This is a genomic window from Paenibacillus mellifer, from assembly GCF_023195895.1.
GTDB lineage: Bacteria > Bacillota > Bacilli > Paenibacillales > Paenibacillaceae > Fontibacillus > Fontibacillus mellifer.
Genome location: NZ_JALPRK010000025.1, coordinates 1 through 22055 on the forward strand (window position 1 = coordinate 1; position 22055 = coordinate 22055).

Sequence of the window (22055 nt, forward strand, 5' to 3'; positions counted from 1 at the left end):
AAATCCAACGGATGGGCATTAGGACGGAAGGGGTTCAAATGTCACTTTCCAATGATCTTCAGCCAATTGTTCGGATGCATGGCTGTAGCCCTTACCTTCAAGCACCTTCAGAAGCGGGACGGGATTCATGGTAGCGTGCAGAACAAAAGTCTCGCTCTTTTCCAGCTTCCCGACCGTGTCCATGATCACACTGAACGGTTCCTCGCCTCGGCGAAGAAACGGGCGAACGTCGAGTTCAACAATGCGGTTTGCCATTTACACATTCACCTCCACGTCGGTCCGTTCGGTTGCAAACGCTTGGCATAGCCGCGCCGCACCGCTAAGTCCCTTCATGCCGCCGTACAGCGTATAGAAGAACGAGTCCGGCGCATCCAGTGAGAAGGACAAATATTGCTTCGGATCGATCCCCAGCATGTTTTCGAACAAGGCGGCGGTATCATAAGCGTAGAAACAGAAATACGTGTATTGAAATTCAGGCATTTTTTCGGCGATCGCAAGGACCTCGCCGGCATAACGTTCGAGGTTGTTCTCCGCTTCTTCGATCATGCGCAAAGCATCCTTCAACTCGACGGCGATTTGAATCGTCTTGTCATCGATAACCGTAATCGTAGCCATAGGGCATACCCCCCTGCTTTAATTTTTGCCGATTTTCACCTGGAACATCTCCGGCCCTTGCTCAATGTACTCCCAAGTAAAACCGCCGGGATGCATTGCTTCGAACTGAAAACGGAGCGGCACCGGGTCGTGGTCGTTGATCAACAGCATGGCTTCCCCCGGCTCCAAAGAATTGTAAGCGGCAAAAATCGTCTTATGCTTGAGCTGCGGCGGATATTCGGTAGCGTTGACAGTAGCTTTGAATTGATTCATGTGAAGTCCTCCTAAAGTTAAAAATTTAACGATTCGACCTCATTATATCAACGGGACACAGAGTGATTGTGATATCAGTCACAAGTAAGAAAGTGGTGAAAATTTCAGCGCGAATTTGTCCGGAAGACGCCATGGTTCCAGTGATTCCTGTCACTGGGATGCTTAGGCCAACTGATTATAATGTCCGTAACTTAGGCTTTACGCGAAGATGAAGGAGGAACCGATGACGTGCGAATCCGAGATTATATTCCCAATCAACACGGAGCCTGGGCGATGCTTGTCGTTCCATTTCTGTTCGGGATGCTCGCCTCTACCCCCGGGGCGATCCACGGACTGTTATTTGTTTGCTGGCTTCTGATTTATTTGCTGATGTTTCCCCTGCTGCAGTGGATTCGGACGGGAAAAGCGACCCGCTTCCGCAAACCGGTGCTGTTCTACGGCGTGCTACTGGTCCCTGCGGCGGCGATATTGGTGATCCTCCGCCCCGTCATCCTGCTGCTGGCACTCCTCTTCGTCCCCCTGTTCGGGATCAATGCCCTCTATGCCAAGCGAAAACGCGAACGCGCCTTACTGAACGATATAGCCGCTATCGTACAATTCAGCCTGATGGTATTTATCTCCTATCAGCTTGGTGGCGGGACCGATTTCCGGCTGGCAATGGAATTGTTTCTGATCAGCACGGTGTATTTCATCGGCACAGCTTTTTATGTGAAAACGATCATCCGTGAACGGAACAATAAGCGTTTCTATGCCTATTCCGTAACCTACCATCTGGTCCTAGCGCTTCTGGCGATCTGGTTTCTGTCTCCGGCATTGCAGTTGGCCGCAATGGTGTTGCTGGCTCGGGCGGTCTGGTTCCCGCGAACAGGAATCACCGCGAAACCGTCCGGTATGCTGGAAATTGTCTATTCTGTTATCGTTCTTGCCGCCGTCTGGATGACCTACGCTTGAAGGTGTATAATAGATACAGAATAGTACAGATTCGGGCAGGGGGGTATAACAGTTGGAGGGACCGGAAGAAAGCGTCACAAAACACGAACAACTGCTCCAGCATATTGAAGGACTGAAGATCGGGACGAAGATATCCGTACGCAAGCTGGCCAAAACGCTGAGCGTTAGCGAAGGCACCGCCTACCGGGCGGTAAAGGAAGCGGAGAACCTAGGGATCGTCATTACGAAGGAGCGGATAGGCACCGTTCGCGTAGAGAAGAAGCCGCGGAACATCTCCGACCAGTTAACCTTTGGTGACGTAGTTGATATCGTGGAGGGCCATGTCCTCGGCGGCGGGGAAGGCTTGGACAAAACGCTGAACAAATACGTTATTGGAGCGATGAAAATCGATGCCATGGCCAGGTATATCGACGCCGGCAGCCTGTTAATTATCGGGAACCGCGACAACGCTCATTCCCTAGCTTTGGAGCAAGGCGCCGGCGTGTTGATCACCGGGGGGTTCGGGACGAGCCGCGAGGTTAAGGCGTTGGCGGACAAGTTGTCTTTGCCGATCATTTCATCGCGTCACGATACGTTTACCGTCGCTTCCATGATTAATCGTGCATTGTTCGACCGCTTGATCAAGAAGAAAATTATGCTCGTGGAAGACATCGTCAGCCGCAAACCGCGGGTGAATATGCTGAAGGCGACGAGCAACATTTCCGATTTCGACCAGTTGTCTGTGGAGACGGGCCATCAGCATTTTCCGGTTGTGGATGAGTGGAATCGGGTCATCGGGATCGTCAGCCGGAAAAATGTCGAGGAGCTTAGCGGCGATCAGTCCATCGAGAAATGTATGACTCGCCATCCGATTACCGTCGGCCTGCAGACATCGCTGGCTTCCGCCGCGCAAATCATGGTATGGGAAGGGATCGATTTCTTACCCGTCGTGGACCGCAATCGGAAGCTGGTCTCGTCGGTGACGCGCCGCGAGGTGCTGCAGGCCATGCGGGACGTGCGCAATCAGCCGCAGCTGGGCGAAACGTTCGAGCATCTAATGTGGAATGGGTTTGCCGAAGAGCGGGACGAAGAAGGAAAATTATTTTTCCGCGGAATGATTACGCCGCAGATGTCCACCGATTTAGGAACGATTTCGCACGGGGTTCTCACTTCGCTAATGACCCAGGCAGGGCTTCGCGCAGCCAAGGACACCAGCGGCGGTGACTTTGTCGTCGACAATATCACCACCTATTTTGTGCGTCCGGTGCAAATCGAAAACCCGGTCGTCATCACTCCTGTGCTGCTGGAGATGAGCCGCCGGGCTTGTAAGCTGGAGATCATGTTGACCTATCAGGACTCCCTGATCTCCAAGGCTGTGATGACACTGCAGTCGATCGACCACGCGTGAGGTTGAGATGAGTAAACGACACGGGGATAGCTAACGGCTGAACAGTCGCAGGTTATCCCTGTTTCTGTCTTGCATACAAGCCGTGGTTGCGGATGCCGGCAAAAATGTTGAATGCCCCCAGCACCATAAACACGGCGCCAATGACAACCCGGAGCGTTGAACCGCTGAACATGAACATTTGGATCAGGGCCAGTATGATCAGCGTGACGCCCATAAAGATGTTCATTATAGCGGCCGCCATTCCCCGCGTCTGCGGATCGAGCGAACGCCGCGATTTGAAGCTGAAGAATACCGAGCCTACGCAGCTGACGATCAGGATAGCGTAAAGAACGTATTGGATGGTTTGGATCATTGGATTTAACTAGCCCCTTTATAAACATAATGTTGTGGATATAACCCCCGCGCAGGATTATGTTCGAAAAATCATATATAATCTCACGAAAAAGCGAAAAAATCGATAATCTATATGAAATTTCATATAGATTTGGTGTTTCTCTCGATTTTGGCCCAATTCTATATGAAAAATCATATAAAATGCGGGAATCCGCATCGTGATCAAAATCCTTTTTTTAACTACCGTTCAATCAAAGTTAAAAAAATGGATTTTCAGCACCGAGAAGGTTGGATGAAGCTAGGGATTGAGCAGCGGAGCGTAGGAGAAGCCTACGTGAGCAGCGGAAAGCCCGGGTGAATCCAAGATTCGACGCTGAATCCGCTCCATGCATCCGCTTCGTGATCAAAGTCCTTTTTTTAACTACCTCTATTTTAGCATGATTTGCTAGAGACGAATATAGGGCCTCATATCCACCCAAACCTGCAGCACCCCATCGCTAACCAACATCGTCTTTATTTGAATGCTATATTCCTTATCGCGCACAACATAGATTTTGCGGTTCAGCAGGGTCCGGGCCATTTTGGCATCGGAGTCGATATCAAAGATATTCCGGCCCCGCAGCACCTCTAATTCGTTATGAAGCTGCTCGGCCACTTCCTTGACCGCCAGCGAATCGAGCGGGGGATCGCGTTCCTCCACGCGGACCTTGATCTCTTTGATGACGGTGGAGCGGTTGTTGTATTTTTTCAGCGTACGGATGTCCTCTTCGGCTTGATGCAACTGGATCGTGAGATCCTTGTTCTGAATCCAGAGCAAATTGTAGCTTGTCTGATAGATCACGTTGTAGACGATGCTGCCCATGACCATGCCGAGGATAAACACAGCGGTAAACTGCATAAACCTGCGAAAGCCCGTGAGCTTCGGCTGTTTCGCCTCTTCGGTCATCCCCGGCCTCCCCCGCACATCCAGCGCACCAGCTCCGAACCCATATGCGCGCCGAGAAAGGCGAACAGCAGGTACAAAATTTGTTTGATGGCGGGAGACAGGTTTCCGTCAAAAAAATTACTCTCAATAACCCGCATCGGGTCGATCGTGCCGCCTACGGCAGCGGCCAACGCCCATATTTTAATGCGGTCGGCGATGTCCAGCATCGTATGCGTCGGCGGTTGCAGGGAAACGACGGCTCCGATGCCGCCCACCATGGCACCCCCCACCACGATCCCAAAGGCGATAAAGAAATCCATGACCGCTTTAGTTAAAAACGTACTCATGCGTTTTGCCCCTTTCCGAGGTTTGTCCGGTCTTTCTACCAGTCTATGGGCGGGCCCTAGCGATGTATGATAAAATATTACGTAAATATAATCCGAAAGGAAGGGATCGCATGGACAGCTTTGTTCATCTGCACGTACATAGTGAATACAGCTTGCTGGACGGGGCCGCCCGGCTCGAGGACCTCGTTGCCAAGGCAGCAGCCTCGGGCATGAAGGCGCTGGCGCTGACGGATCACGGGGTCATGTACGGCGCGGTTCCTTTTTATAAATTGTGTAAAAAGCACGGCATTAAGCCGATCATCGGCTGCGAGGTGTATTTTACGGCGGGCTCACGCAAGGAACGGGGAAGCCGGCAGGATCAGCCGATCCATCACTTGATTCTTTTGGCCAAAAATGAGACCGGGTACCGCAATCTGATGAAGCTTTGCTCCATTGGCCATTTGGAAGGCTTCCATTACAAGCCGCGAATCGACTGGGACGCGCTTGAGCGGCATCGCGAGGGCCTGGTCTGCCTTAGCGCCTGCCTGGGCGGAGAGGTACCTTTCCATCTGCTGAGAGGCCATTATGAGGAAGCGAAAAAAGCCGCGCTTCGATATCAAGCGGCGTTCGGCGAGGATTTTTACCTGGAGCTTCAGGACCATGGCATCCCCGAGCAGAAGAAAGTGAATCCACTGCTGGTTCAACTGGCAGTAGAAATCGGGGCGCAACTTGTGGTCACCAATGACGCGCATTACCTGAGCAAAGAAGACGCCGAGGTGCAAGACGTGCTCATTTGCGTGGGTACGGGAAAAACGGTGGATGACGAAGACCGTCTCAAAATGCATACTAATCAGCTTTATCTAAAAACGGCCGAGGAAATGGCTGTGTTGTTTCCCCATTTGCCGGAGGCGTATGCCAACACGGCGAAAATTGCCGATTCCTGCGAGTTGGAGCTGGAGTTTGACCGGCATGTTTTACCGGCATACCGACCGATTCCGGAGGGACAAACCGCGGGAAGTTACCTGGCGGAGTTGTGTGAGCAAGGATTGGTTGAACGTTATGGTCAACTAGACATTTGGCAAGATCCGGCGGAGCGGGAGAAGCTGGAACAACGGCTGCGTTACGAGCTGAAGACGATTGCCAACATGGGCTTCTCCGATTATTTCCTGATCGTTTGGGATTTCATCGCGTTCGCTCACCGTAATGGGATCGCCACCGGACCGGGCCGGGGGTCCTCCGCAGGCAGCTTGGTCGCTTACGTGCTGCGAATCACCGACGTGGATCCGATCAAATACAAACTGTTTTTCGAACGGTTTTTGAACCCGGAGCGGGTGACGATGCCGGATATTGATATCGACTTCAGCGATGAGCGGCGGGACGAAGTGATCGCTTACGTGGTCGACAAATACGGGGCGGAGCATGTGGCCCAAATCATTACGTTCGGTACGATGGCGGCGCGCGCGGCCGTCCGCGACGTGGGCCGGGCGCTCAACGTGCCGTTTGGCGAAGTGGACAAAGTGGCGAAGCTGATCCCCGGACACCTTCAGATCGAACGCGCCTTGAAGGAAAGCCCGGATCTGAAAGCGATGTATGACGGATCCGAGCGGGTGAAGGGGCTGCTGGACATGGCGATGAAGGTGGAGGGCATGCCGCGTCATGCCTCGACCCATGCCGCCGGCGTCGTTATTTCGCGCGATCCGTTGACCAATGCCGTTCCGCTTCAGGCGGGCAGCGAGAATACCGCACTGACGCAGTATTCCATGGAAAACCTGGAAGCGATCGGCTTGCTCAAAATGGACTTTCTGGGGCTGCGCACCCTGTCCATCATCGAGCGCAGTATGAACTGGATCCAGGAGCAGGCGGGCAGCGCCCCCGATTTCAGGCTTGTTCCGGACGATGATCCGGCAACGTACGAGATGCTGGGCCGTGGAGAAACGACCGGCGTGTTCCAGCTTGAGTCTACCGGTATGCGGCGAGTCCTGAAGGAGTTGAAGCCGTCGGTATTTGAGGACATTATTTCCCTGTTGGCGTTATACCGTCCGGGGCCGATGGAATTTATTCCGAAGTATATCGCCGGCAAACACGGCCAAATCACTGTCGAATATCCGCATCGTGACTTGGAGCCGATCCTGAAGGACACGTACGGCATTATCGTCTACCAGGAACAAATCATGCAGATCGCCTCCCAAATGGCGGGCTTTTCGCTGGGTGAAGCGGATTTGCTTCGTCGTGCCGTTTCGAAGAAAAAACGCGAGGTGCTCGATGAGCAACGCGGTCATTTCGTCAGCGGCAGCATGAAGCAGGGCTACACCGCGGACGAAGCCAACGTCGTATACGACATGATCGTGCGGTTCGCCGATTACGGCTTCGCGCGGGCCCATGCGGCCGCTTACGGCGTGCTGGCTTTCCAGACGGCGTATCTAAAAGCGCATTACCCGGTACAATTCATGGCGTCAATGCTGACCGCCGTCACCGGCAGCCACCGGAAGGTAGCGGAATATATTGTGGAATGCCGGCGGATGGGCATCGTAGTGCTGCCTCCGGACGTGAACGAGAGCAATGTGCTGTTTACGCCTCAGGCTGGGACGACTCTACAGACTACGGGTTCCTCCGAGGCAGGAGGAGCAGGGCCGGAAGGGCTCGGCGTGATCCGCTTTGGATTGGCTGCGATCAAAAACGTGGGGACCCAGGCGATCGAAAGTATTTTGAAAGAGCGGAAGGAGCGTCCGTTCGACAGCTTGCTCGATTTTTGCCGGCGGGTGGACTTGCGGACCTGCAACAAGCGGGTGATCGAGTCGCTGATCCAGGGCGGGGCGTTTGATTCCTTGCCGGGTCACCGCGCGCAATTGCTGGCGATGCTGGACGAAACCGTTGAAGCCGCGCTGAAATGGCGCAAGGAGCGGGATGATCTACAGATCCAGCTGTTTGATTTCGTGGAGTCTCCAAATTGGGACATCGAGTACCCGGACGTGCCGAAGTTTACGGCCGGGCAGCAACTGGACCTGGAGCGGGAGCTCCTGGGGCTGTATTTGTCCGGTCATCCGTTGGATGATTTCGACGCGCTCCTGGAGGGTGACGGCGTGGAACGGCTGATGGACTTGGCCGAAGCGCCTGACGAGACCCGTACGGTTGTCGCGGGGATGGTCGTGTCCGTGAAGACGATCACGACCAAGCAGGGCAAAGCGATGGCGTTCATGGAGCTGGAGGATCAGATCGAACGCTGCGAGGTCGTGTTATTCCCCGAAGTGTGGCGGCGCTCGGCCGCCCACGTCGAGAAGGGGGCTTTGCTCGCGCTGCGCGGCGTCGTCCAGCAACAGGACGAAGGCTTCAAGCTGCTGGCCGACGAAGTGGCCCCGCTGAGCGAGCAAAGCCTGGCCCAGCTGCGCCGCGGCCTGGCGCGCGGGCGCGGGCCTGGCGCCGCCGCCGGTGGCCGAGGCGGCGCACGCGGTGCGGCCGCGAGTCCCCGCGCGGCCGAGGGAGCGCCTGCGGGCGCTGCGGGCGGGCAACGCCCCGCCAGCGCCGTAGGCTCCGGCGCCGCCGAACAGCCGGCCGCTGCGGCGGCGCCATCCGCGTCCGCGCCGGGCGCGCGGCGCGAGCAGGAGAAGACGCCGGCGCAGCGCGTCTTCATCAAGATCACGGCCGCGGCGGAGAACGCGCGCCTGCTCGAGCGGCTCAAGCTGCTGCTGGAGCAGCATCCCGGCCCGGTCGCTACGGTGCTCTTCTACGAAAGCACCGGTAAGCTGCTGGCCTTGACGGAGCGCTACAGCATCAAGCCATCGCCGGCCTTGATTGACGAAATGGAGCGTATGCTAGGCTCCGACACAGTCAAGATCCGTTGACTACGCTATTCTTCAACCGATTCTGCACTTGCTGCAGGGTCGGTTTTTTATTTAACGGACTCCAGTGACGTTATTTCTCCAGCTATGCAGGTCTAGCGAAATAACGGACCTGAGAGACGTTATTCTCACAGAAACCGTCTGTCATTGCTCAATACGAACCCATTAAGGGCCGTGGAGTCCGTTACGTTGGGAAATAGCCGGGAAATGACCCAATAGCGTCGCTACGGTCCGTTAGAGTTTTTGAGTTACGCGTCAGGCTCGGGACAAGTTTGAGCGAACATTTTCGAAGGGTGGTGCATACACTTAGGAACACGAACAACCAAAAACCGGGCAGGAACGTCCGGAAGCGGATTCCGGAAGCGCGACAAAGGCCGGCTGCAACATCGACCGGTAACAGCGATGGTTCCGTAATCAAGGGAGGAAGATACGGATGTCTTATGAATTGGCAGAAGCGCAGCTGCTGCGCCGCGGAGTGAAGCTGGAGGAAATTGCTCAAATTGTTCATACGCTGCAAACGGCGTATCATGATGATCTGACGCTGGATCAATGTTTGGAGAGCGTGAAAGCCGTATTGCAAAAAAGAGAAGTCCAATATACTCTATTCACTGGGATCGCCCTCGACGAGTTGGCGGAGCAGAAGCAGCTCCCGGAACCGCTGCAGGCGATCATGGAAGCTGACGAGCCGCTTTACGGGGTGGATGAGACGATGGCACTCGGAATTACGAGCGTGTTCGGGATGATTGGACTTACGAGCTTTGGTTATTTGGACAAGGTCAAACCAGAAATCATCGGCAAGCTAAATCATCGCGGGGATTCCATTCACGTCTTTCTCGACGACCTGGTCGCAGGCCTCGCGGCAGCGGCTTCCGCCCGGATTGCTCATAAACACGAGCAGGCCGCTACCTACCCTCCTAGTTCCTCATAAGCTAAAATAAATCAGCGCCCAGCCCTTCAGGTGATCTGCCTGCACATCCTACACGGAGCGCCGAGCCCCGCAGCAATTCCCTGCTCCGGCCGCCTTCGGCGCGGTTTTCCTTTTGTTGCGGGAAATTTGAAAATTATGTTATCATTACTCTATTATACGGGCTCAAAGATTAGGTTAGGGGGCTTTGAAAAGGGCATGTGGACTGTTATGTATATCGCGCCTACCGCGAAAGTTGCGGATATGATCAAGACGAAACTCACCGAAGAAGGCTTTCTCGTCCAAACACGTCCTGTTAATTTATCCAAACAGCAGTTTGAGATTTTAGTTCCTTCCGGGGAACTGGAAGAAGTGCAAGAAGTGTTGAATTCGATTTTGCATCCTTAGCAGGGGATTCGAGATTCCTAGTTGCAGTTGAGGCCTGGTAGTGCGGGTTCATAGGGGTCGACTAGGCTTTATAGACTTTTGGATCTGCCACGATAAATAAACGGCTGAAGAGGTGTAGTTGTGTTCAAAGATTTGTTTCAGAAGAAGAGGAAGTACGCGACCATTCCCTCCGGACGAACCGGCAGCGAAGAGGGCACCCCGCAGGCGGATCGCCCGAAACGTGAAATTCCGGAAGGTCTGATGAATAAATGTGGCCGTTGCGGCGCGATTCAATACAGTAAAGAGCTGGAGAAGAATTTCATGGTGTGCCCGGCCTGCGGACATCATATGCGTCTGAACGCGCTGGAGCGGATTCGCTATACCTTGGATGAAGGTAGTTTTACGGAATATGATGCAGATCTCGTATCCGTCGATCCGTTAGAATTCCCGGGTTATGCCAGCAAGCTGGAGCAGCAACCCCTGAAGTCAGGTCTGCGCGAAGCGGTCGTCACCGGCGAGGGGACGATCCAGGGCTATCCTGCCGTGGTTGCTGTGATGAGCTTTGATTTTTTCTCCGGGAGCATGGGATCTGTAGTCGGGGAGAAAATTACGCGAGCCATTGAGGCGGCTACTGAGAAACACCTGCCCATGATCATATTCTCGACATCGGGCGGAGCGCGGATGCAAGAGAGTATCCTCAGCTTGATGCAGATGGCCAAGACGAGCGCTGCATTGGCCCGATTAAGCGAACATGGCGGGCTTTACATTTCGGTCATTACGGACCCAACGACGGGCGGCGTATCGGCTAGTTTTGCCATGCTTGGTGACATTATTGTGGCCGAGCCTGGCGCCGTATTCGGTTTTGCCGGAAGAATCGTTATTGAGCAGACAATCCGTCAGAAGCTTCCGGACGATTTCCAGACGGCCGAGTTCAACCTGCAACACGGTCAGCTAGACCTTGTCGTTCATCGGAAAGACATGAAGTCGACGCTGGCGAAATTGCTAGATTTGCACGGCGTGAAGGGGGGAGCATAAATGGCAGGCGAATTGCCTTTTGAGACACCTCTCGTGAAGCTGCGCGAGAAGATATTGGAGCTGGAGCAGTTTGGCAGCGAGAAGGGCATCGATTTTACGGAGGAAATTGCACGTCTGGAAGAGCGCTATCGGCAGCTGGAGGAAGAGATCTATAACAACATCTCCCCTTCGCAAAAAATGCACCTCGCCCGGCACCATCAACGCCCGACGTCACTCGATATGATCGGCTTAATCTTCGAGGACTTCATCGAGCTCCACGGGGACCGGGTATTTGGCGACGACCTGGCCGTTGTCGGGGGATTGGCTAAGCTTGGCGGAATGCCGGTTACGGTCATCGGACAACAGCGGGGGAAGGATACGAAGGACAATATCGCTCGCTTCTTCGGCAGCGCACACCCGGAAGGATTCCGCAAAGCGCTGCGGCTTATGCAGCAGGCGGACAAGTTCCGGCGCCCAATCATTACATTTATTGACACAAAAGGGGCCTATCCGGGAATTACGGCAGAGGAGCGCGGGCAATCGGAAGCGATCGCGCGCAATCTGCGGGACATGTCGATGCTGCGGGTGCCCGTCATTTGCGTGGTTATTGGTGAAGGCGGAAGCGGAGGTGCGCTTGCGCTTGGCGTAGGTAATCGCGTGCTGATGTTGGAGAACGCGATTTACTCCGTCATTTCGCCAAACGGAGCGGCTTCGATTCTCTGGAAGGATGCCTCGAAGGCCGATCAGGCGGCAGAAGCAATGAAGATCACCGCCCAAGACCTGCTGGAGATGGGGGTCATCGAACAGATCGTTCCTGAGCCGCGCGGCGGAGCACACCGGGATTATGAATCAACGGCGGAAGCGATCAAAGAATCGCTGCTCCACCACTTGCAAGAACTGTCCAATCTGCATCCGGATGAACTGGTGGAAGATCGATATCGGAAATTCCGCAAAATCGGTGAGTTTCAAGTGGTCAGTAAGACAGAGGCTCCAGCCGCATCGGAAGATGTGGTCGAGGTCGCCGGCCTAATCGAGAAGGAAGCTCCTGCGGACGCGTCGGACGAATCGGCAGCTGCCTCTGAGGTGCAAACTGCCGAGAAAAGTTAAGACTCTAAGCGATAACCTTACGGGCGGAACCAATGGGACCGGCGGCAAGGTTATTTTCGCTGTGCTCAGGGAATACTGCAAATTTAGGTGCCAAGATGAGGCATGGCGAATCGGGTCGCGATGCATGCTTTGAAGGAATGTTCGTTACAATATGATAAACTTCCTATACAAATCGACAAAACTATAGTAAATTTAGTTGTTGGAAAAGATTATATAGAGAGAACTATTTTAAACGGAGGAAACCCAAATGCGCAAAACAAAAATCGTATGTACTATCGGTCCTTCCAGTGAATCGTTAGAAAACATCAAGAAGCTGATTATGGCCGGAATGAACGTATCTCGCCTGAACTTCTCCCACGGTGATTTTGAGGAGCATGGTAACCGGATCAAGACGATCCGTCAAGCGAGTGCAGAGCTGGGGAAATCTATCGCCATACTGTTGGACACCAAAGGTCCTGAAATCCGTACCGGTAAGTTGAAAGAAGAACCGATCGAACTGGTACAGGACGAAATTCTGACTTTGACGACCGAAGAAATTCTCGGCGACAAGGAACGGATCTCCATTACGTACAAAGAGCTTCCTGGAGATGTGGAAGTCGGTTCGACGATTCTGATTGACGACGGTTTGATTGGTTTGACGGTCGTTGAGGTTCAAGGTACGGAAATCAAATGCCGCATCGTCAATGGCGGTACCATTAAGAGCAAAAAAGGCGTTAACGTTCCAGGTGTAAACATTTCCCTGCCAGGCATCACCGAGAAAGACGCTAACGACATCAAGTTCGGGATCGAGCAAGGCATCGATTTTATTGCCGCTTCCTTCGTTCGTAAAGCGAGCGACGTGCTTGAAATTCGTCAATTGCTGGAGAAACACAACGCAACTCATATCCAAATCATTTCTAAAATTGAAAACCAACAAGGCGTTGACAACCTCGATGAAATCCTGGAAGTCTCCGACGGCCTGATGGTTGCCCGCGGCGACCTCGGCGTCGAAATTCCAGCAGAAGACGTACCGCTTGTACAAAAGCGTATGATCGAGAAATGTAACCGCGTGGGTAAACCGGTTATCACGGCGACGCAAATGCTCGACTCCATGCAGCGCAACCCTAGACCTACTCGCGCCGAAGCAAGTGACGTGGCAAACGCCATCTTCGACGGTACGGATGCGATCATGTTGTCTGGTGAAACGGCTGCCGGGAAATATCCGGTGGAATCGGTATTGACGATGTCCCGCATTGCGGAGAAAGCGGAATCCGCTTTGGAATACCGCGAAATCTTCGTTAAGCTTAGTAACGCACAACAAACGACAGTTACGGAAGCGATCAGCCAAGCAGTTGCCAACTCGGCACTGGAGCTGAATGCCAAAGCGATTATTACTTCGACGGAAACCGGTTATACGGCACGTATGGTCTCCAAATACCGTCCGAAAGCACCGATCATCGCGGTGACGACCGAAGAACAAACCTTGCGCCGTCTGGCCTTGAACTGGGGTGTAACGCCGGTGAAAGGCGATACGGCCAGCACGACGGACGAAATGTTCGACAAAGCGATGAAGGGCGGTCTGGATTCCGGACTCGTGAAGGAAGGCGACCTCGTCGTGATCACAGCTGGGGTACCACTCGGACGTTCCGGTTCGACCAACCTGGTGAAGATCGGGCAAATCCGCAAGTAGTCGTGAGTTTAAATACATTGACTTATAGTCACAACAAAAGGCAATGGGGCCCGTTCGGGACCATTGCTTTTTTTGCCAAAAAACCGCCATGCCCTAGATGAACAGAAAATCCGGAAAGGAGCGATTGACGTGTACGTATGCGAAGTGGTGATTGAGCCCAAATATTCGGAATTCGATATGATGGGGATTATTTACCACGCCCATTACCTGGAATGGTTCGAGATGGGAAGGCTGCAACTGAGCCGGAATCTCGGTTTTGATTATTTCGAGATGGAACAGTCGGGTTATATTTCTCCCGTTCACGAAATGAAGGTGGAATATAAACGCGGGATCCGTTATGGGGAAACCGTGTTGCTTAAGACTCGGGTTATTGAGAACAGCGGTGTCAAAACCGCATATGGTTACGAGGTTTACAATGGGGAAGGCGCGCTTTGCGTAGAGGGGTCTTCTTCTCATTATGTGGTTCGTCGCGAAGACTTCAAACCGGTTCAGTTCAAGAAGGTATTTCCGGAATGGTATGCGGCGCTGGAGGAAGCTCGAAAATCGTAAATTTTGATTATCCGGCGTGGAGGCGGTAAAATACAAGTACAGGAATGTGATAAAGGAGTCCTGATATGCGTAAATGGATAGCCGCTCTTATCGTGTTGATTCCGATCGTAGAATTTTGGGGGTATATGTACGTTGGCGAGAGGTTGGGGGTCGGTAAAACGATCTTTCTGACGTTGGCGACATCCGTGATCGGCGGGTTAATGATGCAATTTGAAGGGCGTAAAGTGCTGGCGGATGCCAAAGCCCAAATGAGCGGCGGACAAATTCCAGGACGCATGGTCTTGGATGGATTATGCGTGTTTGCCGGCGGGATACTGCTGTTGATCCCCGGTTTCATTACCGATCTCATCGGATTTACGATGGTGTTTCCGCTGACGCGCGTGTTATACCGGATCCCGCTCATGAAATGGGTCAGCAAGAAGATGAAGGACGGAACGATCACGTATTTCCGCCGTTAACGAATTTATTTAAGAAGGCATCTCGTCTTGGAAGACGGGATGCCCTTTTTTATCTCAACCGGCCGTGGAGGATGTAGTTCCGCAAGTCACGGACAACCCCAGCGCGGACAGCGGCGCCTAGGATGACCAGCGTGACCGGCCCGATAATCAGTCCCAGCACGCCAAACAGCTTGAGGCCAACGAACATGGCGATCAACGTAGGCAAGGGATCCAGTCCAACGCTGCTGGCCAGTACTTTAGGTTCGATCAGTTGGCGGGCCAGCAGGATGACCCCGTACAACACGGACAACCCGATCCCCAGCGTGACGTCGCCGGTAGCAAAGGCATAGATCAGCCAAGGGATCATAATCGTTCCAACGCCCAGATAAGGTAATAAATCGACAAGTCCGATCAGTAGAGCGTAAGTAAATGCAGAATCAACACCCAAAATGATCAAACCAAGCAATACGATAAACGCGGTGATGGAGATCATGATAAACTGGGCGCGCAGATAACCCGAAAGTGCCCGTTGCAGATCGCGCCAAATCGCGCCTACCGTTTTACGAAACGGTGCGGGAATGGAACTGGCTAAGAATCGCATATCGCGTTCCCAGTGGCTGCTGATAAAAAAGGTAGCCAGCAGAATCACACCGAGAATGACCCCTAAATTGGGGAGGGAGGAGAGCAGGGTGACGATCGTTTCCAGCACGTTATTGACGAAATGCGAAACAAAGGATCCCACTCTTTCGGCGGTATTGTCGATATTTTTGTGAATGGTATTTTCGTATCCGGGATTATCGGCAATAAATCGGTTGATCTCGGTAATGATCGATTGGATCCCTTCGCTTTGCGTCCAGGAGACAAACAGGTTTCTCCACTCGGCGATACGCAGATCGAAGGATTCCGCCAAATGGATCAATTCTTTAACGAGACGCGTTAGCGCCGCGGACACAATGATCCCTGCGCTTCCGAAGTAAATGAGCAAGGAGAGCGTTACGGCCAGCCACTGTGGCACCCGCAGGCTCTTTTGGAGCCATAGGACAAAAGGGTGCATCGCGTAGGAGATCAACCAGGCGATCAAGAACGGATAAACCAGTGGGAGCAGCCAGTAGACGGCTAAGATGGAGCCGATGAGGACGACGCAAATCCAGCTGCCGCGCAACACCCGCTTGACGATCACGTGATCCATGTGGCATTTCCCCTTTTCCCAATACATGTCCTAGTTCTACTCTATTATTTGTCCGCCGCGAGTATTCCGCCTCAAACTTCTTTCGGAATTATGTGATATAATTCATTGCACAACTGGAATCGTTTACAAAATTTCTTTATAGTTGTGATAAAATCATTTAATGTACCCGGCGGTGCTGAAGCGGTTCCCATGTTTTCGGAAATCCAGTATGATGAAGAAGTAAGCAATGGAGCAATATTTCTGCAATTATAGGCCCGTTATTGCATAACTTCGAAAATTTAAAACTTTCAATTTTGAAAATGTTTTCAGGGGCTTGTTTGCTCACAAAATGTTAACAAAGGAGAGATGGTTCATGACAGCTACGAAAGGCCTGGAAGGCATTGTTGCGGCAACCTCTTCGATCAGCTCCATTCATGATGGCGTACTCGCTTATCGTGGTATTAATATCGATGAATTGGCGGAACGTGCGAGTTTTGAAGAAACGGCTTATTTGTTATGGTACGGCAAATTGCCTAATCAAGCTGAATTGGGACGCTTGCAGCGGCAATTTAGCGATTATGCTGCGGTTCCTGATGCGGTGCTGGAACAAATGAAGCTGTATCCACAGACTGCCAACACGATGGCAGTGCTTCGTACTGCCGTATCGGCTCTTGCTTTGTATGATGAGAACGCCAATGACAACTCCCGTGAAAACAACCAATTGAAGGCGATTAAGCTCCAAACTCAAATTCCGACCCTGATTGCTGGGTTCGCCCGGATTCGGCAGGGCCAGGAACCGGTCGCCCCGTTGAAGGACGTATCGATCGCGCACAACTTCTTGTACATGTTGACCGGCGTAGAACCGGATCCAATTGCGGTTCGTGCCCTGGATCAAGCGCTTGTACTGCATGCTGACCATGAGCTCAACGCGTCGACATTCTCCGCTCGCGTCACGATCGCGACGTTGTCCGATATTTACTCCGGTGTCACCTCGGCGATCGGCACCTTGAAGGGACCCCTTCACGGCGGTGCGAATGAAGCGGTGATGAATATGCTGGCTGAGATCGTTACGTTGGAGCAAGCGGAGCCCTACATTCAGAAGAAGCTGGCCAATAAAGAGAAGATCATGGGGTTTGGTCACCGTGTTTACAAGAACGGGGATCCACGTGCGAAACATCTGCAGAATATGTCGCGTCAGTTGAGCATTCTGCAAGGCGATTCCACACTGTACGATATTTCCGTTAAAGTCGAGCAGCTTGTGACAGGTCAAAAAGGGCTGAAGCCTAACGTTGACTTCTATTCAGCTTCCGTTTACACGATGCTGGGCATTCCGCGTGACTTGTTTACGCCGATTTTTGCAATCAGCCGTTTGTCCGGATGGACAGCGCATATTTTGGAGCAACTGGAAGATAACCGCCTGATTCGTCCGCGTGCGGAATATACGGGCGTTACCAATCAGAAGTACGTTCCCATCGAATTAAGATAAGCAGCCGAAGCGAGAGCTCCGAGGAACATTGTGGTAAAATGGAGACCGTGAGATGCAGCAAACAGACTGAAGGAGGAAACCGTAAAAATGTTGAAATTGGATAAGTTTGATCTTCCTACTGAAGGTGAGAAAATTACGATTCAGGATGGGAAGCTTCAGGTACCTAACCATCCTGTCATTCCTTTTATCGAGGGTGACGGTACGGGCCGCGATATTTGGAAAGCGTCGAAACGCGTATTGGACGCCGCCGTGGAGAAAGCCTACGGCGGCGAGAAGAGAATCGCCTGGTACGAGGTATTCGCAGGCGAGAAGGCCTTCAATACATACGGGGAATGGTTGCCAGCTGATACGCTGACCGCGATTCGCGAATATATTGTGGCCATCAAAGGACCGTTGACTACGCCGATCGGCGGTGGCATCCGTTCGCTAAACGTAGCGCTCCGCCAGGAGTTAGACCTGTACGTCTGCCTTCGTCCAGTTCGTTATTTCGAAGGTGTGCCTTCTCCTGTTAAACGTCCGGAACTCGTGGATATGGTGATTTTCCGTGAGAATACCGAAGACATCTATGCCGGCATCGAGTATAAAGAAGGCTCCGAGGAAGTCAAGAAAGTACTGGCATTTTTGCAAAATGAAATGGGCGTGAACAAAATTCGCTTCCCAGAAACATCCGGCATCGGCATTAAGCCGGTTTCAGAAGAGGGTTCGAAACGCCTCGTCCGCGCTGCGGTCGAATATGCGATTAAGCATGGACGTAAAAGCGTCACTTTGGTGCATAAGGGCAATATCATGAAGTTTACCGAAGGTGCATTCAAGAACTGGGGTTATGAAGTCGCGGAAGCGGAATTCGGCGATAAAGTCTTCACTTGGGCCGAATACGACCGGATCAAGGAACAATCCGGCGCAGACGCAGCAAACCAAGCGCAGAAAGTGGCGGAAGCCGAAGGCAAGGTCATCATCAAGGATGCGATTGCCGATATCGCACTGCAGCAAGTGTTGACGCGGCCAACGGATTTCGACGTTATCGCTACGTTGAACCTGAACGGCGACTACTTGTCCGACGCTTTGGCAGCGCAAGTTGGCGGCATCGGTATTGCACCGGGCGCCAACATCAACTACGTGACGGGCCATGCCATCTTCGAAGCAACGCATGGTACGGCGCCGAAATACGCTGACCTTGACGTGGTAAATCCGGGCTCCGTTATCTTGTCCGGCGTCATGATGCTGGAGCATCTGGGCTGGCAAGAAGCAGCAGACCTGATCTATAAAGGTCTGGAAACCTCGATCAACAACAAAACAGTCACCTACGACTTCGCCCGCTTGATGGATGGGGCAACGGAAGTGAAATGCTCCGAATTTGCCGACCATGTCATCAAAAACATGTAATTAGCTAATTCTTTTGCATAACAACCTCCGTTTATGTTAACCTTCCCTAGTGTTCATAGGGAGGGTCTTTTTTTGCCCCGCCCCGAGTCTGTTCGGGGCGGGGGCATAATCCTTCATCGTGATAAGGGAAAGGGCATAAGCGGGAAATGATTCCGAAGAAGCGGAGCGTTCGCCTTTGTGAGCGGGTTTCAACCTCGTGTAAATTTGTAGGATCAAGAAACCCGCGAGCAACAGCGATCGTAGGAACATTTCCTAGCGTTGCCTTCAATCCTTATCAATTTGTCTCCCCTACCCGCCCCGATCAGACGTTTCTTTTATTTCCATCCAAAGTTATAATAGACTATAATAAATGTAATTGACGCGGAAAGGGCGGTTATGTTAATGTATCAAGTCATGTTATTCCTACATATTATCGGGGCCTTGGCACTCGGCTTCTATCTGGTCCTGCCGTTTGTGCTTGGCCGGATCGGCAAATTGTCGCTGCCAGCTCAGGAAGGAACGGTATCGGCCGTGATCTCTCTGAATCGATACGCCCAGATCGGGCTTGTCATCCAATTGTTGACGGGCGGCTATTTGATCGGTCAAGGCGATTACTCCGTGCCTTGGATGATTGTGATCGTTATCTTATATCTGGCAATTGGTGCGTTTAGCGGGATCTTGGCCAAACCGCTGCGTTTGGCACAGGAAGGGATCCGCCAGAATAAAACCGTGACGGCGGAAGAAGGGAAGCTGCGTACGTTAAGCGCACTGTTGTCCGTGACCGTATTGCTGATTTCGTTCTTTATGGTGTTCAGCACCATCATTTAATCTAAACTTAAGCCAAAAGACCTGCCGGCATTATTGCCGACAGGTCTTTTTGTGCGCTGTACGCGGGTTAACGGCGCCAGATCCTTGCTAGAGACTCAAGTTCTATTCTTTCAATTCGTCTAAATGGGTAAACATTAATTTCAAAATATCGAGCGCCAGTTGTTTCTCTTTCGGCGATCGGTTCATGACAATCTGTTGGATCTGGTCCATAAAGTGGTCATCGCTGATCACAATCGAATCGTGGAGCAAATAATCAACGGTAACGCCTAATTGATTCGCCAGTTTGACGAGTGTTTCCAGGGACAAGCTGCGCTCTCCCCGTTCGATTTGCCCTATGTATGCGTCCGAAACTTCGATACGTTCGGCGAGTTTTTCCTGGGTCAAGTGCATTTTATGCCGTTCTTGACGCAGCCTTTTCCCCAATGCCTCGTAATCCATAACACCCCTCCTGTATTTACCTTAGTGAGAAGCCGAATGAAAGATAATAAACTACAGGTTTTGTTTGTATTTACTGCAAGTACGAATTGGGTTATTATGGAATCATAAGATTTACTGAAATGGTTCAATTAATAATTATATCCAATTTTAAGGAGAAAGAGTATGTCTTCCGAATCTACTACCGTTTCAATCATCATTACAGTCAAGAACAATGGAATCGATTTGTATACCACGATGGAATCTTTGAAAGTATCCCAATCGACTCTACCTTATGAAGTCATTATCGTTGACGATGGTTCGGTCGACGGATGTTGTGATTTTCTGATGAGTTACCGATTTGATCGACCTTTTAAGCGAATTAAGGGTGAGCCGGGAATATCGGCTCGTAATATCGGAGCTGCTCATGCCAGCGGAGAATATCTGATCTTTTGCGGTTCTCATTTATATTATGATGACGGATGGATGGAACGGTTGCTGGCGCCGTTGATGCTGGGACAAGCGGTTGGCGTGTCGCCGGCCTTTAAGAAGAGTGAGCACTCTCCCGCACCGAAAGGGAGGGAGGTCGGAGGAGTGATGGGAGCGGTGCGCGGGTACCCAGTGCTGTCCGCAGGTCAGAACGAGATCCCCTGGATGTCCTGGGAATGCTTTGCCGTTCGACGGGATATTTTTCGAGATATGGGGGGGATGGAAGACGGTTTTATCGGCAAGGATCTGGAAACGGCGGAGATTTCCTTAAGGTTATGGCTGCAAGGCGGGAATTGTCTTTACGTGCCCGAGGTGACATTAACTCAAGTGTTCAGGCAGAATTTCCCCTATGACAACAGCGGAGAACTGTGGGGAGTGGGTTTGATGACTCTTGCTTATTTGCATTTCGACGAAGAGTTCATTTCGGTCTGCAGGGAGCAGGTGCGTCGCGCGTATGAAGGAGAGCCGGTGAATGAGGAGAAGTTAGTCGAGTTGACTTCGGCACGGAGGGAGAAACAGGTCGCTCTTCGCAAACATGATATGAGGTGGTTTTCCGAACGATTCGGGTTCCTTTGGAAATAGAAGAGGGATAAGCCGAAGCGGCAAGGTCATCCTATTAGGGAAGGTAACGATCAGGTGCAACGCACCGAATTCACCGATAACCCGAGGAGGATGCAATAATGGCAGGAAACGGACAAGCGAAGCAGACCTTACCGCCGCAGCACCAGAACCACCAGCCCGGCGTTGAAGCGGAGATGCACCCGCGCCCGGTTTATGAGGGGGATTACAAGGCTGCCGGTAAGTTGACGGGCAAAGCGGCGTTGATCACCGGCGGTGACAGCGGTATTGGTCGCGCCGTAGCCGTAGCTTACGCTAAAGAGGGGGCTGATGTCGCGATTGTGTATTTAAACGAGCATGAGGATGCCGGGGTGACCCGGCAGGAAGTCGAGCAGGAGGGACGCAAATGCCTCTTGATCGCGGGCGATATCGGCGATGAGGCGTTTGCCAAGCAGGCGGTGCAGCAAACGGTACAGGAGCTGGGGCGCCTGGACATCCTGGTCAATAATGCGGCCGAGCAGCATCCGCAGCCGGACATTACGGCGATTACGGCTGCTCAACTGGAGAAGACGTTTCGGACGAATTTGTTCTCCATGTTCTATTTGACCCAAGCGGCGATGCCGCATTTACGTAAAGGCAGCGCGATTATCAATACGGCCTCGGTAACCGCCTATAAGGGCAATCCGCAGCTGATTGACTACTCTGCGACAAAAGGGGCGATCGTTAGCTTCACGCGGGCATTGTCGATGAATGTGGTCGGGAGCAAAGGCATTCGGGTGAATGCGGTGGCTCCTGGACCGATATGGACCCCGCTGATTCCGTCAACCTTCGATGAGAAGCAGGTGTCCGAATTCGGGGGGACGACGCCCATGCAGCGTCCCGGTCAACCGGAGGAATTGGCACCGGCTTACGTATTTCTGGCCTCGGACGATTCCTCGTATATGAGTGGTCAGGTGTTGCATATTAACGGCGGTGAGATCGTTAACGGTTAACCATGGAGTCGAGATGAACTCCAACAAACAGAACCCCCAAGCTTTTCGGCGATGCCGAGGAAGCTT

Annotated in this window: 23 protein-coding genes; 15 read left to right on the forward strand and 8 right to left on the reverse strand. The window is 52.5% G+C overall.

The features are described 5' to 3' along the window. Positions 1-18 precede the first annotated feature (18 nt). From M0651_RS20140 to M0651_RS20150, 3 genes are read right to left on the reverse strand one after another with little or no spacing between them, the layout of a single operon-like run. A complete protein-coding gene (locus M0651_RS20140; protein ID WP_248553519.1) occupies positions 19-255 on the reverse strand; it encodes a DUF2249 domain-containing protein in 237 nt (78 codons plus the stop codon). Continuing rightward, positions 256-615: a hypothetical protein gene (locus M0651_RS20145; protein ID WP_248553520.1), complete on the reverse strand. Its 360-nt coding sequence runs from the start codon at positions 613-615 to the stop codon at positions 256-258. It lies immediately after the preceding gene. A gap of 18 nt (positions 616-633) precedes the next feature. Beyond that, a complete protein-coding gene (locus M0651_RS20150; RefSeq protein ID WP_248553521.1) occupies positions 634-867 on the reverse strand; it encodes a DUF2249 domain-containing protein in 234 nt (77 codons plus the stop codon). A 228-nt stretch (positions 868-1095) separates the two neighbouring features. On the opposite strand from M0651_RS20150, the gene M0651_RS20155 reads away from it, so the two are divergent. Together M0651_RS20155 and M0651_RS20160 are read left to right on the forward strand one after the other, a co-directional pair. Further along, positions 1096-1818, forward strand: a complete 723-nt coding sequence (locus M0651_RS20155; RefSeq protein ID WP_248553522.1) for a YwiC-like family protein — start codon at positions 1096-1098, stop codon at positions 1816-1818. Between the two features lie 52 nt (positions 1819-1870). Further along, entirely contained in the window at positions 1871-3205 is a 1335-nt protein-coding gene (locus tag M0651_RS20160; protein ID WP_248553523.1) for a DRTGG domain-containing protein, read from the forward strand. Between the two features lie 52 nt (positions 3206-3257). Here the strand turns inward: M0651_RS20160 and M0651_RS20165 are convergent, their stop codons facing one another. From M0651_RS20165 to M0651_RS20175, 3 genes are all read right to left on the reverse strand, one after another. Beyond that, the gene (locus M0651_RS20165; RefSeq protein WP_248553524.1) at positions 3258-3557 is read right to left on the reverse strand and encodes a YtpI family protein; all 300 of its coding nucleotides are present in this window, start codon (positions 3555-3557) and stop codon (positions 3258-3260) included. 426 nt (positions 3558-3983) lie between these two features. Further along, positions 3984-4484: a sporulation membrane protein YtrI gene (locus M0651_RS20170; protein ID WP_155607179.1), complete on the reverse strand. Its 501-nt coding sequence runs from the start codon at positions 4482-4484 to the stop codon at positions 3984-3986. Continuing rightward, complete coding sequence (locus M0651_RS20175) at positions 4481-4810, reverse strand: YtrH family sporulation protein (RefSeq protein WP_059046083.1); 330 nt, start codon at positions 4808-4810, stop codon at positions 4481-4483. The genes M0651_RS20170 and M0651_RS20175 overlap by 4 nt, the downstream gene beginning before the upstream one ends. Before the next feature lie 110 nt (positions 4811-4920). Here M0651_RS20175 and M0651_RS20180 point away from each other — a divergent pair, with 110 nt between their 5' ends. The 8 genes from M0651_RS20180 to M0651_RS20215 all read left to right on the forward strand — a co-directional run bounded on the left by M0651_RS20180 (position 4921) and on the right by M0651_RS20215 (position 14713). Then, a complete protein-coding gene (locus M0651_RS20180; RefSeq protein WP_248553525.1) occupies positions 4921-8628 on the forward strand; it encodes a DNA polymerase III subunit alpha in 3708 nt (1235 codons plus the stop codon). A gap of 430 nt (positions 8629-9058) precedes the next feature. After that, entirely contained in the window at positions 9059-9553 is a 495-nt protein-coding gene (locus tag M0651_RS20185) for a phosphatidylglycerophosphatase A family protein (protein ID WP_248553526.1), read from the forward strand. A gap of 195 nt (positions 9554-9748) precedes the next feature. Continuing rightward, the gene (locus tag M0651_RS20190) at positions 9749-9937 is read left to right on the forward strand and encodes a hypothetical protein (protein WP_036624401.1); all 189 of its coding nucleotides are present in this window, start codon (positions 9749-9751) and stop codon (positions 9935-9937) included. A gap of 120 nt (positions 9938-10057) precedes the next feature. Next, on the forward strand, positions 10058-10951 hold the full coding sequence (accD, locus tag M0651_RS20195; protein ID WP_248553527.1) for an acetyl-CoA carboxylase, carboxyltransferase subunit beta: 894 nt from the start codon (positions 10058-10060) through the stop codon (positions 10949-10951). Beyond that, positions 10952-12037, forward strand: a complete 1086-nt coding sequence (locus tag M0651_RS20200; RefSeq protein ID WP_248553528.1) for an acetyl-CoA carboxylase carboxyltransferase subunit alpha — start codon at positions 10952-10954, stop codon at positions 12035-12037. A 247-nt stretch (positions 12038-12284) separates the two neighbouring features. Continuing rightward, on the forward strand, positions 12285-13706 hold the full coding sequence (gene pyk, locus M0651_RS20205; protein ID WP_248553529.1) for a pyruvate kinase: 1422 nt from the start codon (positions 12285-12287) through the stop codon (positions 13704-13706). A 129-nt stretch (positions 13707-13835) separates the two neighbouring features. After that, entirely contained in the window at positions 13836-14255 is a 420-nt protein-coding gene (locus tag M0651_RS20210; protein WP_248553530.1) for an acyl-CoA thioesterase, read from the forward strand. 65 nt (positions 14256-14320) lie between these two features. Beyond that, a complete protein-coding gene (locus tag M0651_RS20215; RefSeq protein ID WP_248553531.1) occupies positions 14321-14713 on the forward strand; it encodes an FxsA family protein in 393 nt (130 codons plus the stop codon). 49 nt (positions 14714-14762) lie between these two features. On the opposite strand, the gene ytvI is transcribed toward M0651_RS20215, so the two are convergent. Beyond that, positions 14763-15881 (reverse strand): sporulation integral membrane protein YtvI, encoded by a 1119-nt coding sequence (ytvI, locus tag M0651_RS20220; RefSeq protein ID WP_248553532.1) that lies wholly within the window; start codon positions 15879-15881, stop codon positions 14763-14765. Positions 15882-16233: 352 nt separating this feature from the next. On the opposite strand from ytvI, the gene M0651_RS20225 reads away from it, so the two are divergent. The 3 genes from M0651_RS20225 (at position 16234) to M0651_RS20235 (ending at position 19536) form a co-directional block, all read left to right on the forward strand. Further along, on the forward strand, positions 16234-17346 hold the full coding sequence (locus M0651_RS20225; protein WP_248553533.1) for a citrate/2-methylcitrate synthase: 1113 nt from the start codon (positions 16234-16236) through the stop codon (positions 17344-17346). Positions 17347-17433: 87 nt separating this feature from the next. Further along, on the forward strand, positions 17434-18729 hold the full coding sequence (gene icd, locus M0651_RS20230) for an NADP-dependent isocitrate dehydrogenase (protein ID WP_248553534.1): 1296 nt from the start codon (positions 17434-17436) through the stop codon (positions 18727-18729). A 381-nt stretch (positions 18730-19110) separates the two neighbouring features. Further along, positions 19111-19536, forward strand: a complete 426-nt coding sequence (locus tag M0651_RS20235) for a hypothetical protein (protein ID WP_248553535.1) — start codon at positions 19111-19113, stop codon at positions 19534-19536. Positions 19537-19638: 102 nt separating this feature from the next. On the opposite strand, the gene M0651_RS20240 is transcribed toward M0651_RS20235, so the two are convergent. Continuing rightward, complete coding sequence (locus tag M0651_RS20240) at positions 19639-19974, reverse strand: helix-turn-helix domain-containing protein (protein WP_248553536.1); 336 nt, start codon at positions 19972-19974, stop codon at positions 19639-19641. A gap of 162 nt (positions 19975-20136) precedes the next feature. On the opposite strand from M0651_RS20240, the gene M0651_RS20245 reads away from it, so the two are divergent. Together M0651_RS20245 and M0651_RS20250 are read left to right on the forward strand one after the other, a co-directional pair. Then, positions 20137-21021: a glycosyltransferase family 2 protein gene (locus tag M0651_RS20245; RefSeq protein ID WP_248553537.1), complete on the forward strand. Its 885-nt coding sequence runs from the start codon at positions 20137-20139 to the stop codon at positions 21019-21021. A gap of 98 nt (positions 21022-21119) precedes the next feature. Then, a complete protein-coding gene (locus M0651_RS20250; RefSeq protein WP_248553538.1) occupies positions 21120-21989 on the forward strand; it encodes an SDR family oxidoreductase in 870 nt (289 codons plus the stop codon). Positions 21990-22055 lie beyond the last annotated feature (66 nt).

Bases quoted from the DNA above. Each gene is read 5' to 3' on its own strand.
- M0651_RS20145 (WP_248553520.1), bottom strand. From the start codon at position 615: ATGGCTACGATTACGGTTATCGATGACAAGACGATTCAAATCGCCGTC.
- ytvI (WP_248553532.1), bottom strand. From the start codon at position 15,881: ATGGATCACGTGATCGTCAAGCGGGTGTTGCGCGGCAGCTGGATTTGC.
- M0651_RS20240 (WP_248553536.1), bottom strand. From the start codon at position 19,974: ATGGATTACGAGGCATTGGGGAAAAGGCTGCGTCAAGAACGGCATAAA.
- M0651_RS20185 (WP_248553526.1), top strand. From the start codon at position 9,059: ATGTCTTATGAATTGGCAGAAGCGCAGCTGCTGCGCCGCGGAGTGAAG.
- M0651_RS20225 (WP_248553533.1), top strand. From the start codon at position 16,234: ATGACAGCTACGAAAGGCCTGGAAGGCATTGTTGCGGCAACCTCTTCG.
- M0651_RS20165 (WP_248553524.1), bottom strand. From the start codon at position 3,557: ATGATCCAAACCATCCAATACGTTCTTTACGCTATCCTGATCGTCAGC.
- M0651_RS20235 (WP_248553535.1), top strand. From the start codon at position 19,111: ATGTATCAAGTCATGTTATTCCTACATATTATCGGGGCCTTGGCACTC.
- icd (WP_248553534.1), top strand. From the start codon at position 17,434: ATGTTGAAATTGGATAAGTTTGATCTTCCTACTGAAGGTGAGAAAATT.
- M0651_RS20245 (WP_248553537.1), top strand. From the start codon at position 20,137: ATGTCTTCCGAATCTACTACCGTTTCAATCATCATTACAGTCAAGAAC.
- M0651_RS20250 (WP_248553538.1), top strand. From the start codon at position 21,120: ATGGCAGGAAACGGACAAGCGAAGCAGACCTTACCGCCGCAGCACCAG.
- M0651_RS20175 (WP_059046083.1), bottom strand. From the start codon at position 4,810: ATGAGTACGTTTTTAACTAAAGCGGTCATGGATTTCTTTATCGCCTTT.
- M0651_RS20140 (WP_248553519.1), bottom strand. From the start codon at position 255: ATGGCAAACCGCATTGTTGAACTCGACGTTCGCCCGTTTCTTCGCCGA.
- M0651_RS20180 (WP_248553525.1), top strand. From the start codon at position 4,921: ATGGACAGCTTTGTTCATCTGCACGTACATAGTGAATACAGCTTGCTG.
- M0651_RS20170 (WP_155607179.1), bottom strand. From the start codon at position 4,484: ATGACCGAAGAGGCGAAACAGCCGAAGCTCACGGGCTTTCGCAGGTTT.
- M0651_RS20215 (WP_248553531.1), top strand. From the start codon at position 14,321: ATGCGTAAATGGATAGCCGCTCTTATCGTGTTGATTCCGATCGTAGAA.
- M0651_RS20200 (WP_248553528.1), top strand. From the start codon at position 10,952: ATGGCAGGCGAATTGCCTTTTGAGACACCTCTCGTGAAGCTGCGCGAG.
- M0651_RS20190 (WP_036624401.1), top strand. From the start codon at position 9,749: ATGTGGACTGTTATGTATATCGCGCCTACCGCGAAAGTTGCGGATATG.
- pyk (WP_248553529.1), top strand. From the start codon at position 12,285: ATGCGCAAAACAAAAATCGTATGTACTATCGGTCCTTCCAGTGAATCG.
- M0651_RS20150 (WP_248553521.1), bottom strand. From the start codon at position 867: ATGAATCAATTCAAAGCTACTGTCAACGCTACCGAATATCCGCCGCAG.